General features: G+C 41.1%; 15 protein-coding genes and 1 pseudogene. All 16 read left to right on the top strand.

What is annotated here, in order from left to right:
• Positions 1-88 precede the first annotated feature (88 nt).
• Positions 89-571: a DUF456 domain-containing protein gene (locus tag M1D59_RS13825; protein ID WP_026579296.1), complete on the top strand. Its 483-nt coding sequence runs from the start codon at positions 89-91 to the stop codon at positions 569-571.
• A 182-nt stretch (positions 572-753) separates the two neighbouring features.
• Positions 754-1362: a superoxide dismutase SodA gene (gene sodA, locus M1D59_RS13820; protein ID WP_023855215.1), complete on the top strand. Its 609-nt coding sequence runs from the start codon at positions 754-756 to the stop codon at positions 1360-1362.
• A 382-nt stretch (positions 1363-1744) separates the two neighbouring features.
• Positions 1745-3031, top strand: coding sequence for an MFS transporter (locus M1D59_RS13815; protein WP_023855214.1), 1287 nt, complete (start codon positions 1745-1747; stop codon positions 3029-3031).
• A 101-nt stretch (positions 3032-3132) separates the two neighbouring features.
• Positions 3133-5256: a peptidoglycan D,D-transpeptidase FtsI family protein gene (locus M1D59_RS13810; protein ID WP_035338382.1), complete on the top strand. Its 2124-nt coding sequence runs from the start codon at positions 3133-3135 to the stop codon at positions 5254-5256.
• A 192-nt stretch (positions 5257-5448) separates the two neighbouring features.
• A complete protein-coding gene (locus M1D59_RS13805; protein WP_023855212.1) occupies positions 5449-6366 on the top strand; it encodes a phosphate ABC transporter substrate-binding protein in 918 nt (305 codons plus the stop codon).
• A 75-nt stretch (positions 6367-6441) separates the two neighbouring features.
• Positions 6442-7371 (top strand): phosphate ABC transporter permease subunit PstC, encoded by a 930-nt coding sequence (gene pstC, locus M1D59_RS13800; protein ID WP_003183532.1) that lies wholly within the window; start codon positions 6442-6444, stop codon positions 7369-7371.
• Positions 7371-8258, top strand: coding sequence for a phosphate ABC transporter permease PstA (pstA, locus tag M1D59_RS13795; protein WP_025811149.1), 888 nt, complete (start codon positions 7371-7373; stop codon positions 8256-8258). The genes pstC and pstA overlap by 1 nt, the downstream gene beginning before the upstream one ends.
• A 34-nt stretch (positions 8259-8292) precedes the next feature.
• On the top strand, positions 8293-9105 hold the full coding sequence (pstB, locus tag M1D59_RS13790; protein ID WP_043054596.1) for a phosphate ABC transporter ATP-binding protein PstB: 813 nt from the start codon (positions 8293-8295) through the stop codon (positions 9103-9105).
• 12 nt (positions 9106-9117) lie between these two features.
• Entirely contained in the window at positions 9118-9897 is a 780-nt protein-coding gene (gene pstB, locus M1D59_RS13785) for a phosphate ABC transporter ATP-binding protein PstB (protein WP_458117471.1), read from the top strand.
• Positions 9898-10067: 170 nt separating this feature from the next.
• Positions 10068-10339, top strand: a pseudogene (locus tag M1D59_RS13780) (IS3 family transposase); the annotation flags it as partial.
• Positions 10340-10496: 157 nt separating this feature from the next.
• Entirely contained in the window at positions 10497-11150 is a 654-nt protein-coding gene (locus tag M1D59_RS13775; RefSeq protein WP_020452201.1) for a YIP1 family protein, read from the top strand.
• Between the two features lie 24 nt (positions 11151-11174).
• A complete protein-coding gene (locus M1D59_RS13770; RefSeq protein WP_020452200.1) occupies positions 11175-11519 on the top strand; it encodes an uberolysin/carnocyclin family circular bacteriocin in 345 nt (114 codons plus the stop codon).
• 72 nt (positions 11520-11591) lie between these two features.
• Positions 11592-13286, top strand: coding sequence for a hypothetical protein (locus M1D59_RS13765; protein ID WP_020452199.1), 1695 nt, complete (start codon positions 11592-11594; stop codon positions 13284-13286).
• Complete coding sequence (locus M1D59_RS13760; RefSeq protein ID WP_020452198.1) at positions 13283-13990, top strand: ABC transporter ATP-binding protein; 708 nt, start codon at positions 13283-13285, stop codon at positions 13988-13990. The genes M1D59_RS13765 and M1D59_RS13760 overlap by 4 nt, the downstream gene beginning before the upstream one ends.
• Positions 13987-14541, top strand: coding sequence for a stage II sporulation protein M (locus M1D59_RS13755; protein ID WP_026579300.1), 555 nt, complete (start codon positions 13987-13989; stop codon positions 14539-14541). The genes M1D59_RS13760 and M1D59_RS13755 overlap by 4 nt, the downstream gene beginning before the upstream one ends.
• Complete coding sequence (locus M1D59_RS13750; RefSeq protein WP_020452196.1) at positions 14531-14827, top strand: hypothetical protein; 297 nt, start codon at positions 14531-14533, stop codon at positions 14825-14827. Before M1D59_RS13755 ends, M1D59_RS13750 begins: the two co-directional genes overlap by 11 nt.
• Positions 14828-15277: the final 450 nt, after the last annotated feature.

The following is a 15277-nucleotide window of genomic DNA, read 5'->3' as shown; positions in this document are numbered from 1 at the left end:
AACTTATCGATCAACAGGGACTCTGGAAGTTTCCTTTTGGAAAAATGGGTATAATATGAAGCATCACAATCGATTGGAGGAGATTCGGATGGATGTTTTATATTGGATCATCATTGCGGCGATGTTCGTCATTGCGTTCATCGGCCTTGTTTATCCCATCATTCCGAGCGTCGTTTTCATCGTAGCCGGCTTTGTGCTATACGGTTTTTTATTTACATTCGGGCATTACTCCTACCTGTTTTGGATCATTGAAGGCATTTTTACAGCCGTATTGTTTGCTGCTGACTATATTGCAAATCTCCTCGGTATTAAGCGCTTCGGCGGCAGCAGGGCGGCGATATGGGGCAGCACAATCGGCCTTTTGATCGGACCTTTTGTGATACCTGTGGCGGGCATTATTTTGGGGCCCTTTGTCGGGGCCTTGGCGGGTGAGATGATTGTCCATCAGAAGGATTTGAAAACAGCGGCCAGAATCGGGATCGGTTCATTGATCGGATTTATTTCAGGCGTTTTTGCGAAAAGTGTGATTCAGCTGATAATGATCGGCTACTTTTTATATACTGTGCTCTAAAATTTTCCCGTCCATGTTTAAAAAGAAGGGGAAAAGGATAAAGTTTAGTGAGCGCTTGAAATGCAACTGTGATCATTTTGTGAGCATTTCCATTGAAACAAGCCTTTTCTTTTGATACATTGAAAGAGGAAAGGCTTGCTAAAGGCGGCATTTCAATACATACAAATTAAGGAGGAATTGATATGGCTTACAAACTTCCAGAATTACCTTATGCTTACGATGCGTTAGAACCTCACATCGACAAAGAGACGATGAATATTCACCATACGAAGCACCATAACACATATGTTACAAAATTGAACGAAGCGGTGGCAGGCAAACAGGACCTTGAAAGCAAATCTGTTGAAGAGCTTGTTGCAAACCTTGATGCTGTACCGGAAAACATCCGCACAGCTGTCCGCAACAATGGCGGTGGACATGCCAACCACTCATTGTTCTGGAAACTTCTTTCTCCAAACGGAGGAGGCGCTCCGACTGGTGAATTGGCAGAAGCGATCAACAGCAAATTCGGCAGCTTCGATCAATTCAAAGAAGACTTTGCCGCTGCAGCAGCTGGCCGTTTCGGCTCCGGCTGGGCATGGCTTGTTGTCAATAACGGAGAGCTTGAAATCACAAGCACGCCAAACCAAGATTCTCCTCTTTCAGAAGGCAAGACCCCTGTCTTAGGTCTTGACGTATGGGAGCACGCATACTACCTGAATTACCAAAACCGCCGTCCAGATTACATTAAAGCATTCTGGAACGTCGTGAACTGGGATGAAGTTGCCCGCCTTTACAGCGAAGCAAAATAATCCAGTTTGAGAAAAGAGGCCCGCGAAAAGCGGGCCTTTCAGATTGTTGATAAAATCCCAGAACGACTTTTTGTTTTGGGATTTTATCATCCCTTTTCAGCGTGATTGAAAACCCTTGCAGTCTAGGAAGGCCGAGCATCGGAGCGGAGCGAATGTTGGATTCGTGAGTACCGACGCGCAGGCCTGACAACGAATGCGAGGGTTTGTCGACACGCTGAGAGGCCCGCGGAAAGCGGGCCTTTTTATGTTGTTCGCGAAGCGGAGCGGCTGTTGAAGGACCGGCAAAAAGCCGGTCTGTTTGTTTTTCGTTTCTTTTGCTCTGAAGTACATAACTGACTTTTGATGAGACAGACTAATGATGATCAGTAAAGGGGAGTCAGTTATGAGCAGAATCAAAAACATAATAGGCGATGTTGAAGTAAACAGGGACCTCCTGCTGTTGCTTGCAGTCGGCGGCCTTTATTCTCTTAGCATTGCCCTTTCCAATACGTTTGTGAATGTATATCTGTGGAAGCAGTCCGGACAGTTTGTCGATTTGGCCATTTACAATTTGTCGATCGTCGTGATGCAGCCTATCATCTTTATGTTTGCAGGCCGCCTTGCTAAAAAAATCGACAGGGTGTTTATACTCAGGTTTGGCGTTTCGTTTTTGGCTGTATTTTATTTAACCGTGCTGTTGGCGGGGGAGAATGCGGGATCACGGCTTGTGCTGCTCGGCAGTGTGCTCGGAATTGGCTACGGATTTTATTGGCTTGCGTTTAATGTCCTGACATTTGAAATCACTGAGCCGGACACGAGAGATTTTTTTAACGGGTTTCTCGGCATTTTAAATTCCGGCGCGGGAATGATCGGTCCGATTGTCGCCGGCTATGTTATTTCACGGCTTGCTGACAACACGGGGTACACGGTGATTTTCAGCCTGTCTTTGGCTTTATTTTCAGTGGCTGTCATCACGAGCTTTTTTTTAAAGAGGCGTGAATCGCGCGGCCGCTACATTTTGAAGAAAATCTGGGCAGAACGAAATTCAGACCCGAATTGGCGCAGCATTACAAATGCTCATTTTTTTCAGGGGCTGAGAGAAGGGATTTTCGTTTTTTTAATCAATGTCTTTGTCTTTATTACGACAAAGAGCGAGTTGGCATTGGGGAAGTTCGGCTTGATTAATTCAGCTGTTTCTTTTTTTGCATACTATTTCGCAACGCGGCTTATTAAAAAAGGAGCGCGCAAAAAGGCGATTTTAATGGGCGGTCTCATCCTGTTCGGCGCTCTCTTTCTGATTTTGTTTCATATGACGTATGTGACGCTGCTGCTGTATGCTGTAGCGATTGCGATCGGCTATCCGATTTTGCTCGTACCGTATTCATCGCTCACATATGATGTGATCGGTAAAGCAAGGTATGCCCGGAAAGCGCGGATCGAATATATTGTCGTCAGAGAGGTTTTTTTAAACATCGGACGGATTGTCTCGATCTTGGTCTTTTTGCTGCTCGTGTCGCTGCTGAAAGAAGACCTGGGCATTCCGGTTTCCCTCGTTTTGCTGGGGGCAGGCCACACGCTGATCTACTATTTCGTCAAAGATATCCGTCTGACAGAGCCCGCCCGCGAAACGGTCGGAAAAGATGCGCATAAACAAACAGCTGAACCCAATTATTTAGAAGGAAAAAGGTAAGCCGCAAGGGAAAATAGTAGAAAAATGCCGAAAAAAACTTTACAATAGATTTGGCACCTTTTCATAAGGTGTCTTTTCTTTATTTCAAAAAGGTGATGCTAATGATGAACAAAAAAATGAAAACTGAAAAACGCAAATCGCTCCCCATTAGATTGAACATATTGTTCCTGCTCGCTTTTATTATTTTCACCATCGTCGTCGTGCGCCTCGGCATGGTGCAGATCGTCTTTGGCGAAGACTATACGAACGAAGTGCAGAAGCAGGAAGAAGTCGATGTCTCGACAAGCGTTCCGCGGGGGAAAATATATGATCGGAACTTAAACACGATCGTGAAAAATAAACCGATGAATGCCATTACATACACAAGGACATCATCGACCTCTCAAAAGGACAGGCTTAAAATAGCAAAAAAACTTGCAGAAATGATCAAAATCGATACAGATAAAATAACGGAGCGCGATAAAAAGGACTACTGGATTTTAACGAGGCCGAAAAAAGCCGAGAAGCTCATCACCGATCAGGATCGGAAAAAAGTTAAGGACGGCAAGCTGAAAGAAGACGATTTATACCAGCTGCAGCTTGACAGGATCACGGAAGATAAACTGAAAGAACTGACAGATCAAGATTTGAAAGTCTTGGCAATCAAGCGTCAGATGGATTCTGGATACGCGTTGACTCCGCAGTATATTAAAAACAAGGACGTAACCGCAAAAGAAATGGCGGTTGTCAGCGAACACCTGGACGAGCTCCCTGGAGTCGATGTGACGTCAGATTGGAAGCGGGATTATCCTTATAACGGTCTGCTCAGAACGATGATCGGCAGCATATCTGATTCAAATGAAGGGCTTCCGAAAAGTCTGCTTGATCATTATTTGTCGCTCGGCTACAACCGGAATGACCGGGTTGGAAAAAGCTACCTTGAAGCCGAATATGAAAATGTGCTTCAGGGACAGAAAGAGAAAGTGAAAAATATTACCGACAAATCAGGGGACATCGTCGATACGGAAGTCATTTCAGAGGGGAAAAGCGGAAAAGATTTAGTCTTGACGATCGATGTTGATATGCAAAAAGAGATTGAAAAAATTATCGAGGATGAACTGAAGTCCGCCAAAGCCCAGCATAGCGCTCCGCTTCTCGACCGCGCATTCGTCGTCATGATGGACCCGCGAAACGGGGAAGTGTTATCGATTGCCGGCAAGCAGCTTAAAAACGAAAGCGGCAAATTAAAGGTTGACGACTATGCCCTCGGCGCGATGACGTCTTCTTACGCGATGGGCTCGGCTGTCAAAGGGGCCACTGTTTTAACAGGTTTGCAGACGGGAGCCATTAATTTAAATACGACTTTTCTTGATGAACCGCTTTGGATCGGTGACTCGCCGAATCCGAAAAAGTCATGGAGAGTGGGCTTGGGAACACTGGGTATCCAGGGAGCGCTTGAACAATCTTCAAACGTGTTCATGTTTAAAACGGCGATCGCCCTTGGTAAAGGTCAATATAAGGCGCACCAGCCTCTCAATCTTCAAACAAAAGCATTTGATACATTCAGGTATTATTTCAGCCAGTTCGGCCTCGGCGTCAAAACCGGAATCGATCTGCCAAATGAAGCAACAGGCTACAAAGGATCTCAAAGACTGCCTGGTTTCTTGCTTGACTATTCCATCGGACAGTATGACACATACACACCGCTGCAGCTGGCTCAGTATGTATCAACGATTGCCAATGGCGGGTACCGCATGAAGCCGCAGCTCGTGAAAGAGATCAGGGAGCCTGATTCGAAAAAAGGAATCGGGGCCGTTACACAGTCCGTGCAGCCTGAAGTATTGAACAAATTAGACATGAGCGATCAATATATTAAAGAAGTCCAAAACGGATTCAGGCGCGTAATGACAAAAGGTACGGCAGCGGGTCAGTTTGCTTCTGCTTCATATAAACCAGCAGGAAAAACAGGAACGGCCCAGTCTTTCTATGACGGACCGGACAAATCGAAAACGGGAACACCGACATACAATACAACGCTTGTTGCCTACGCTCCTTACGATAATCCTGAAGTCGCAATTTCCGTCGTCGTTCCTTGGGTTTATAATGACTATGGCCAAAGATATTCAATTACAAACGAACTCGGCCGGAAAGTGCTTGATAAGTATTTTGAACTGAAATCAAAACAATCGAAAGAAAATACCGCCGAAAAAAATAAAGACAAAATCGAAAAAGAAGCTACAGAATAGGACTTTTTCATTAAAACACCTGCATTGAACCATGCAGGTGTTTTTTTGTGCGCCCGTTCCTTTCACCCGCATTCTATACAAAGTTCAAGCTTATTTTACAAAACCTTAATAATTCATTTAAACAAGATTAACACTGAAAAGTTACGCTATACCCGTAGGACAAATTACACATTTACGCGGGAGGATTAAGAAGTGAAACCATTTAAAAAAATCACACTGATGTTCATCATGTCCGTTTTAGTTGTCTTCGCAGCAGCTTGCGGAAGCAGCAGTACAAACAACAATGCAGACGAAGGCAAACAAAGCGATAAAGCAGAGAATAAGGCTTCAGGTTCTTTGACGATTTCGGGTTCTTCGGCGATGCAGCCTCTTGTTTTAGCAGCGGCTGAAAAATTCATGGATGAAAATCCTGATGCCGATATTCAAGTTCAGGCTGGAGGTTCTGGCACAGGTCTTTCCCAAGTGGCTGAAGGCACAGTCCAAATCGGCAACTCCGATGTCTTTGCCGAAGAAAAAGAAGGCATTCCTGCCAAAGAACTTACCGATCATCAAGTTGCGGTTGTCGGAATGGCAGCTGCGGTCAATCCTGAAGTAGGCATCGATGACATTTCGTTAGAGGATCTCAAAAAGGTATTCACAGGTAAAATCAAGAACTGGAAGGAACTAGGCGGGAAAGATCAAAAGATTACGCTTGTCAACCGTCCTGATTCTTCAGGAACCCGCGCGACTTTTGTTAAATATGCACTTGACGGAGAAACTCCGGCTGAAGGAATCACGGAAGATTCTTCAAACACAGTGAAAAAGTTAATCGCTGAAACGCCTGGAGCAATCGGATATCTTGCGTTTTCTTATATCAAGGATGACACTGTCACTCCGCTTTCAATCGACGGCGTTAAGCCGACAGCCGAAAATGTACAAAAAGGCAAATTCCCGATCTGGGCATACCAGCATTCTTATACGAAAGGCGAGCCTGAAGGCTTGGCGAAAGAATTCCTCGACTATTTGATGAACGATGACATTCAAAAATCCATCGTGACGGAGCAGGGCTACATTCCAGTAACAGACATGGAAGTCAAGCGCGATGCGAATGGAAAGCAAACTGATAAATAATTGACAATAGAAGGCGGGAAAGTGTGCTCCTGACACTTTCCCTCTTATGACTTGTTCTTATAGGAGTGTAAAAAAATGGTTCAAAAAATAGAGAAACTGTCCGCAAAAGAGCGGCTGATCAGCTCCAAGCATAATCGCAAAATGGATGAAATCCGCGGGAGGATTTTGGTTGCGTCGTGCGCGTTTATCATGATGGCGGCGGCGATTTCGATCACAATTTTTCTCGGAAATAAGGGGTTGCAATCTTTTCTGGCCAATGGTGTAAGTCCAATTGAGTTCTTAACCAGTCTAGATTGGAATCCAACGAACGAAAACCCTGAATACGGAGCCCTTCCGTTTATACTCGGATCTTTTGCAGTGACCCTTCTTGCATCTTTGATTGCTGCACCGCTTGGAATAGGAGGTGCGATTTTCATGACGGAAATCGCGCCATCATGGGGCAGAAAAGTACTGCAGCCGGTTGTCGAATTGCTTGTTGGTATTCCTTCCGTCGTTTATGGATTCATAGGCCTTACAGTGTTAGTGCCGTTCATTTCACAGTTTAAGTCAAGCGGATCGGGCCACAGCCTTCTGGCGGGAACGATCGTCCTGGCTGTCATGATTTTGCCGACGGTCACTTCTATTTCAACGGATGCGCTCATGTCTCTGCCGAAAAATCTGCGCGAAGGATCATACGCATTGGGCGCAACCCGCTGGCAGACAATCCGAAAAGTGCTGATACCGGCAGCGCTGCCTTCGCTTCTGACAGCCGTCGTCTTAGGAATGGCGAGGGCGTTCGGCGAAGCGCTGGCCGTGCAGATGGTCATCGGAAATTCCCGAAACCTGTTTGAGAGCCTTTTAGACCCTGCGGGGACATTAACAACGATTATAACGTTGAATATGGGCCATACAACATACGGAAGCGTGGAAAACAATACGCTCTGGTCAATGGGCCTTGTCCTTCTGATCATGTCGTTCTTGTTCATCCTGCTCATCCGCTATCTGTCATCCAGGAGGAAACTGTAATGAACAGCAAAGTAACAGATCGTTTAGCAACCGGTGTTTTTGGATTGATTGCTGCGGTAATCGCCGCCATTCTTGTCGGTTTGTTCACTTATATCATCATCAATGGTGTTTCACATATCAGTCTCAGCTTTTTAACTTCGCGTTCCAGTGCGCTTTCAAGCGGCGGCGGAATCCGCGATCAGCTGTTCAACTCGTTTTATATTCTCGCACTGACGATGCTGATCACGGTTCCCCTTGGAGTCGGCGGAGGAATTTATATGGCTGAATATGCGCCCGCCAACAAATTGACCGATTTTATCCGTGTCTGTATTGAAGTTTTGTCATCCCTTCCTTCGATCGTCATGGGGATGTTCGGCATGCTGCTGTTTGTTAATTTGACCGGATGGGGGTACAGCATTATCGGCGGAGCGCTTGCTTTGACGATTTTCAACCTTCCCGTCATGGTCAGGGTGACAGAGGATGCGATCCGCTCTGTACCTAAGGAACAAAAAGAAGCTTCCCTTGCTTTAGGTGTGTCCAAGTGGCATACGATTAAAACGGTCTTGATCCCTGGTGCGGTGCCGTCCATCATCACAGGGGCGATTCTTGCGTCGGGCCGCGTATTTGGCGAAGCTGCCGCTTTGCTGTTTACAGCCGGACTAACCACGCCGAGACTGAATTTCGCCGATTGGAATCCGTTTTCTGAGACCTCGCCGCTCAATATTTTCAGACCGGCTGAAACGCTGGCCGTTCACATTTGGAATGTAAACACACAGGGGATCATCCCTGATGCTGAAGCGATCGCAAACGGGGCATCCGCCGTTCTTGTACTGTCCGTCTTGATCTTTAATTTGGCAGCCCGATGGCTCGGCTCTTTTATTCATAAAAAGTTAACGGCAAACAAATAAGAAGGAAGGATGAAATCATATGGTTCAGGTTCAGATGCCGGTTTTGGAAACCGTGCGCGACACTATCGGAATCGCTCCGTTTCCTGAAGCGAAAGAACATATTTTAGAAGTGAAAAATTTAAATATTTACTATGGAGAAAAGCGGGCCGTCAACGACATTTCCATGCATGTTGACAAACATGCCGTTACGGCTTTGATCGGCCCGTCAGGCTGCGGAAAATCAACTTTTTTAAGAAGCATCAACCGGATGAACGATCTGATTCCATCAGCCAGAACATCCGGAGAAATACGATATGAAGGACTTAACATCCTTGATTCCAATATCAATGTCGTCAATCTGAGAAGGGAAATCGGAATGGTATTTCAGAAGCCGAATCCCTTTCCAAAATCGATTTACAGCAACATTACCCATGCTTTAAAGTATGCGGGTGAACGGCGTAAATCTGTGCTTGATGAGATCGTGGAAGAAAGCTTGAGGAAAGCCGCGCTGTGGGATGAAGTGAAAGACAGGCTGCATGAGTCGGCTTTTTCGCTGTCAGGCGGGCAGCAGCAGCGCCTCTGCATCGCCCGGACGCTCGCGATGAAGCCTGAAGTCCTGCTTTTGGATGAGCCTGCTTCAGCGCTCGATCCGATTTCAAATGCGAAAATAGAGGAATTAATCGTCGGTCTAAAAGAGGAATACTCGATCATCATTGTCACGCATAACATGCAGCAAGCTTCAAGAATTTCCGATCAAACGGCATTTTTCCTTAACGGAGATTTGATCGAATACGATCGTACGGAAAAGATCTTTATGAATCCTTCAGAAAAAAAGACAGAGGATTACATCAACGGCAGGTTTGGATAAGGAGGGGCCGGTATGAGCGCTGTAACAGCCGTAAAGCCAAAAGATGTGTACCAGATCAATGATTTGAATTTATGGTACGGCGAACATCACGCATTAAAGAACATTAACTTGACAATACCCGAGTACGAAATTACCGCCATCATCGGTCCGTCAGGCTGCGGAAAGTCGACCTTCATTAAAACGCTGAATCTCATGATCAATATGGTTCCGAATGTCAAAATGACCGGAGAGATCAGCTACAACGGAACGAACGTACTCAACAGCAAAGTCGATCTTGTTGAGCTGCGGAAGAAAGTCGGTATGGTGTTTCAAAAAGGAAATCCGTTTCCCCAGTCGATTTTTGATAATGTCGCATACGGACCAAGGATCCATGGACTGAAAAACAAAAAGGAATTGAATGAGAGGGTGGAAAAAGCGCTTGTGGATGTGGCGCTGTGGGATGAAGTGAAAGACCGCCTTCATTCCCAGGCGCTCGGACTTTCCGGGGGGCAGCAGCAGCGCCTCTGCATCGCAAGGGCGCTGGCCACCAATCCGGACGTTCTCTTGATGGATGAACCGACATCAGCTCTTGATCCAGTTTCGACTTTGAAAATTGAAGAGCTGATGTTCAAGCTGAAAGAGAAATACACGATTGCAATCGTCACGCACAATATGCAGCAGGCATCGAGAATTTCCGATCAAACGGCATTTTTCCTCATGGGCGAGCTGATTGAGTGCAACGATACGGTCAAAATGTTTTCAAGTCCTGACGACTATCGGACAAAAGATTATATTACAGGCCGGTTCGGATGAGAAAGAGGCTGCCGCTTTAAAGCGGCAGCCTTTTTTGCACCGGAGCGGAGGCAATAAAAAAGCAGGCTGGTACGAAGGGGACCGGTCCCATAAGATGAGACAAATAAAAAACACCTTCAAAGTTGAACGGATAGTTGTTATCCGAAATAAGACGTGGAGGTGTTTTTTCTATGGGGACAAGAGTGAATTATCCGGTTGAAGTCAAACGGAAGGCTTTAGAAATGAGATTGGTAGGCGTACCTAAGAAAGAGATCATGCAGAAATCGAATATCAAGAATAAGGCGCGGGTTCAGGCATGGGGCAGGTGGTATAAGGCTGCGGATAAACACTTATTCGAACAGCCTGTTGGAAAACAATATACTTATCGAAAGGATCCCGAGTATTCTTCTGAATGCAGGCAGAAAGTCGTTAGCTGAAACAACAAAATGAAGTTTTAAAAAAGGGGGTAGTCCCAGAGGCATTCTTTTCGATTTTCACGAAACAATTCAACCTTAAATTTACCTTAATAAATAAAATCCCATATTGACCAAACATTGTAAAAGGTGATATGTTTTTAATAGAATTAACAAAAAATACTTTTGTTTATATAAGGAGCATTTATGGATAATAAACAAAACTTTATTACTCTCGTACATCATTTCATATTTTCTCCAAAGGACTTTCTTTCTATCAAGTATTCTAGCGATAAGAATTATCGTCATTCTTGGTTTGTCTTCCTAGCTGTATTGTTTCTGTTCTTAGGCTTTTATTTAGCTATCTTCCCAACACTCTCTACCTTGATTAATAATTCATTTCAAGACAATGGAATTGATTATACAACTGATATGAATACACTCATTATGATCATTACATTAGTATTAGGTATTATTCAATTTACCTCGATGGTTCTTGTAAGCTTTTTTATTATACATATTATTGGGATATTAATTGGCGGGACCGCTACAGCCAAAGAATTTTTCCCTAGTTTTATTTATTCAATCATACCTATAGGCATCAAATTTACAATACTCATTATTTTTTCTTTCTTTTTAGGTAGTGATTTCGCCTTTTCAGTTATTTACCCAAATTCTCAACAGCCGCTAGATATTATCTTGAATATTATTATCGACCCTTTCTTTTGGTGGTCTACTATTCTAGGGTGTATTGCCTTAAAAGTAATACATCAAATTTCTTATAAAAAAACCATCATAATCATTAGCATTACAATGTCTTTAGGTATTATTTCTCTTTTTTCAACAAGTTTATTTTTATAAACTGAAAGGAGGTGAGATTTCAAGATGAAAAATAGCAATCTTTTTAAAATTGCAAGTATTACAGGTGTAGTTTCTCTCTTTGCCATTGCTACTTTCCTTATGGGCTCTTCAGAAGGTATTGCAGGTTTAGCTTCTATTGACTTTAGTTCAGGTCATCAGTTCGCTTTAGACCTTGCAACAAACCTAGGAATTAGTAAAAAAACAGCCTATGTAGCAATCGGTGTTATTATGACAACAGGCGATGTATTAACAATTCTCAGCCTATTGGCTGTTGTTTTGGGCGGAACTGGTCTAATTACAGCTGCAATGGTAGCTACAGCGAAAAAGCTAGCTAAAAAATACGGCAAGAAATATGCTGCTGAATGGTAAGATGCTCAAAAGGAAGAGATTGAGGAGTATAATTATACTCCTCCTTATTTTCGTTCTAGGAGGAATATACACATGCTCAACAAAAGGGTTCTCATTGCAAACTTTAAACTAACCTATAGACGAACTTTAAATCGCTTGATTTATTTTTTCCCATCAAGCGAAAATTTACTTAAATCAAATAAAATTCTATTTGTCTTTGCGCCCTTTTTCTTGGTGTATATATTTATTCTATATAAAGCCTCACAGACTCTTTTAACTGGAGTTCCAGAGCATATTCTAACTCTAGGTACTAACTTTATCATTCTCTTTTTTGTTTTGAATATATTAAAATCATCGACTGATATCATACATCGATATGTATATCCTGAAGATTTTCTTCTTCTTCATACTTTAAAAACGGATCCCAAAAAAATTTTATTATCAAGATTCTTCACAACAATTTTTCTAAACATCCTGTTTAAATTAACAGTAGTGTTATTCCCTATACTCTTTTTTATAAATTTTTCTACACATGACCGTATATATCTTTTGTTATCATTTCCATCACTGCTAATATTTATTGTTGGACTGACAAGTCTTTATTCATCGCTTACATACATCGTTTATTCTAAATTTCTACATAACATTTTAAATTCACGATTAAAAAGCTTGTTATCCCTTATAGGAATTGCCTGTATATCTGCCATTTCAACTACTTTTCTTGGTTGGATTGGACTTAATTATTTTTATCAAAATGATCTCCTCGAAGCTATTGGCAATTTCATATATCTATTCAAATTAGATACGATATTAACCACCAATTGGCTGCCTACAAATTGGTTTTTACTTTCAACAAGTGATATACATTTATTTTTTTTATGTTCTATAGGTTATATTGCTTTAGGTTGCCTTTTCGCCTTTATTACCTTTCATTTAATTTTGAAAGTATTGATTATAAAAGAAGCAGTACCTAATAATCTTTTGCCAAAATTAAAACCAATCAAGTTGCCTTTTTTAAGTTTCTTACAAAAGACCTTACCACGGCAAAATATTGCTATTCTAAAGAAAGACCTTACTGCATTATTAAGAGCTAATTTTACAATAAAAAAACGACTGGTACTTTCCATTAATATGATTGCAGTAGAACTAGGTGTATTGATAGGTCTTAGTTTAAATCAAAAGTGGTTTGATTTCTCAGACATTTTTGTTATCTACCCAATTTTATTTGCTGTGACTTATAATACATCTTTATTAGGAGAGGGATTACTTGGCGTAACTTCAGCAGATGCAGAGCGTGAGAACCTTTACGTTTATAAGAGCTCGGGTGCTTCTATTTTTAAATTGATCGCAGGAAAATCTTTATTGCACTTATCTGTAATTCTTATTTTAATGAATACGTTATTTTTATTCATCTTATTGTTATTCAACTTAGATATTATGACGCAGCTTATATTGTTCATCATGATTAACTCCATCAGTCTTATCATAGGGGCTGGACAAATTATTGGAACATTTCTCTATCCTCGTTTAGATTGGGAGAACTTTGAAGACATTGGTTCATCTGTTAAAGCATCATTTTTTGAACATACTATTCTCGGAGTGTTACTGGCATTTTACCTTCAGTTGTATGGTATCACAGGCGTTCTCGTTACTTTTAATATTATTAATAGGGGAGTATTCTTTTTAATCATTGTGACAGGTACCATTTTATTTGTTATAGGTATTGGAGTCTTTTATTATTTTTGGATTAAAAGAATAGGAACGAAAAATTGGGAGATGAAAACATGAACATTGAAAATGTGTCTTTCAAATATAAAGATAAACTGATCCTTGAATCTATTAATTTAAAGATAGAGAAAGGCAAAGTTTACGGCTTACTTGGACCAAATGGAGCTGGTAAATCAACTCTTTTAAAATGTATCCTTGGTATAGTGAAACCTTACGAAGGTAAAATCACTGTCAAAGGAGAAACCTTGGAATCTGAAAGATCCTCTTACCTTAAATATATAGGATACGTTCCAGACGCACCTTTTATCTATCATTATTTAACACCTAGAGAGTACCTTGAGTTTGTTGCTGATTTACAAGAAGTCCCTTATGAGATTAAAAATGATAGAATAGATCTTTTGTTAAGTCAATTTAAATTGAAAGATAATGAAAACGACATGATATCTACATTTTCTTTTGGTATGAAACATAAGTTATCTGTTGCAGGAGCCATAGTTCATGAACCAGAAATATTAATATTAGATGAACCATTAGGGGCATTTGATCCCCCCACTACAAAGATGATGAAAAGTTTTCTCAAACGTTATGCTGAACAGGGGAATACTGTCATCATGTCTACACACCTTGTAAACATAGCGCAACAACTATGCGATAAGGTTGGTATACTGATTAATGGTACTTTAGTTAAAGAATATAATCACCTGACAGACATAAAGGATTTTGAAGATTTGATTATAAGGGATATGGATACGATACTAAAATGAAGGAATTAATAAAAAGAAATAAGCGTATACTCTATATAGCAAGCTCCTTTTACATAGTGGGTTTAGTTCTTGGTGTGATTTTTAACAATATTCTACCTAGCCTTAGTCAAGATAATGTTCAAAATATCACAGTATCAGGTTACTTTACACATAATTTTGCAGCAAATTTATTTCTCATTTTTTCAATGTTTACATTTGGAATTTTGACATCTATCTTATTACTATTGAATGGCTTCTTAGTCGGTCTATCTTCTTTACATAGTATCACTGACCATGGAAACGATGTCTTATTTATATTAACTGCTTTGGTTCCTCACGGTATTTTTGAGATTCCGGCAATGATTTTGTCGGGAGCACTTGGTTTCAAATTGTTAGATTACGTGTATATGAAGATAAGGGGTATTTATTTTTCAAAAAAACAGTTTTTACAAGATTTTTTGTACTTTGTTATTATACTTTTTTTATTGACATTACTTGCTGCTGTTACAGAAGCATTAATAACGCCTTATTTACTTAACAAATTAACATTAGGAGGCTCTTATGTTCTTTAATAAAAAGCAGATAGATAAATTACTGGATGATCATACAGAAGAAGAACAAAAAGAAACGAAAAGTAAAGTTAATACTTCATTTATAATAGTATTTTATTTTTCAATACTACTATCAATCTGTACTGTCTTTTTTGATTATAGGTACTTTTTGATTGCTTTGTTTGGCCCGACCATTTTAGTAACTTTTATATCCCCACCTTTCCAAACCAAAAAAGGTATTTATAGAATTTTTTCGGCCATATATTTAATACTTTTAATTACAGTTACTTTCTTTTGGTTAAATTGATTGCTTAATTCTCAATCAAAAAACGTCCTTAATGGATGTTTTTTTATATCGTTTAAATTAATAATTTGAATTGCTTTTTGACAAGTTCCACTCCGTACTACGAATGGGTTCTCCATCTTTTTTTATTGTATAGGTATGTAAACGGTTTCTGTAGGGGGAGGGCTTATGTTAACGTTTACTGGTTTGGGGAAAGCAAGTCCGACCATGGTGCCTTTTGTAGGGGTGCTTATTTCTGGATTTGGCATCAATGATATTTAAAGAAGGGATTATCAAAGTACTGCCAGTGGCGACCATGTTTATCTTCGTCACTTTAATTTTTGCATTCTACAAGACACAGGATTCTTTGAACCTCTAATCAAAGCATTAAACAGCTGACAAAGGGGAATGTTGTCACTGTTTCCATGGGTACAGCTGCAAGTGGGATGATCTCACACTTAGATGGTGCAGGAG

This window comes from Bacillus sp. PK6-026 (assembly GCF_054161455.1).
Note: the sequence above shows the minus strand (reverse complement) of the source record. Positions and strands in the feature narration are given on the sequence as shown.

What these genes read in the sequence shown, in the direction of transcription:
- M1D59_RS13815 (WP_023855214.1), top strand. Translation starts at nt 1,745, where the DNA reads ATGAGCAGAATCAAAAACATAATAGGCGATGTTGAAGTAAACAGGGAC.
- sodA (WP_023855215.1), top strand. Translation starts at nt 754, where the DNA reads ATGGCTTACAAACTTCCAGAATTACCTTATGCTTACGATGCGTTAGAA.
- pstB (WP_043054596.1), top strand. Translation starts at nt 8,293, where the DNA reads ATGCCGGTTTTGGAAACCGTGCGCGACACTATCGGAATCGCTCCGTTT.
- M1D59_RS13750 (WP_020452196.1), top strand. Translation starts at nt 14,531, where the DNA reads ATGTTCTTTAATAAAAAGCAGATAGATAAATTACTGGATGATCATACA.
- M1D59_RS13760 (WP_020452198.1), top strand. Translation starts at nt 13,283, where the DNA reads ATGAACATTGAAAATGTGTCTTTCAAATATAAAGATAAACTGATCCTT.
- pstA (WP_025811149.1), top strand. Translation starts at nt 7,371, where the DNA reads ATGAACAGCAAAGTAACAGATCGTTTAGCAACCGGTGTTTTTGGATTG.
- M1D59_RS13765 (WP_020452199.1), top strand. Translation starts at nt 11,592, where the DNA reads ATGCTCAACAAAAGGGTTCTCATTGCAAACTTTAAACTAACCTATAGA.
- pstB (WP_458117471.1), top strand. Translation starts at nt 9,118, where the DNA reads ATGAGCGCTGTAACAGCCGTAAAGCCAAAAGATGTGTACCAGATCAAT.
- M1D59_RS13775 (WP_020452201.1), top strand. Translation starts at nt 10,497, where the DNA reads ATGGATAATAAACAAAACTTTATTACTCTCGTACATCATTTCATATTT.
- M1D59_RS13810 (WP_035338382.1), top strand. Translation starts at nt 3,133, where the DNA reads ATGATGAACAAAAAAATGAAAACTGAAAAACGCAAATCGCTCCCCATT.
- pstC (WP_003183532.1), top strand. Translation starts at nt 6,442, where the DNA reads ATGGTTCAAAAAATAGAGAAACTGTCCGCAAAAGAGCGGCTGATCAGC.
- M1D59_RS13755 (WP_026579300.1), top strand. Translation starts at nt 13,987, where the DNA reads ATGAAGGAATTAATAAAAAGAAATAAGCGTATACTCTATATAGCAAGC.
- M1D59_RS13770 (WP_020452200.1), top strand. Translation starts at nt 11,175, where the DNA reads ATGAAAAATAGCAATCTTTTTAAAATTGCAAGTATTACAGGTGTAGTT.
- M1D59_RS13825 (WP_026579296.1), top strand. Translation starts at nt 89, where the DNA reads ATGGATGTTTTATATTGGATCATCATTGCGGCGATGTTCGTCATTGCG.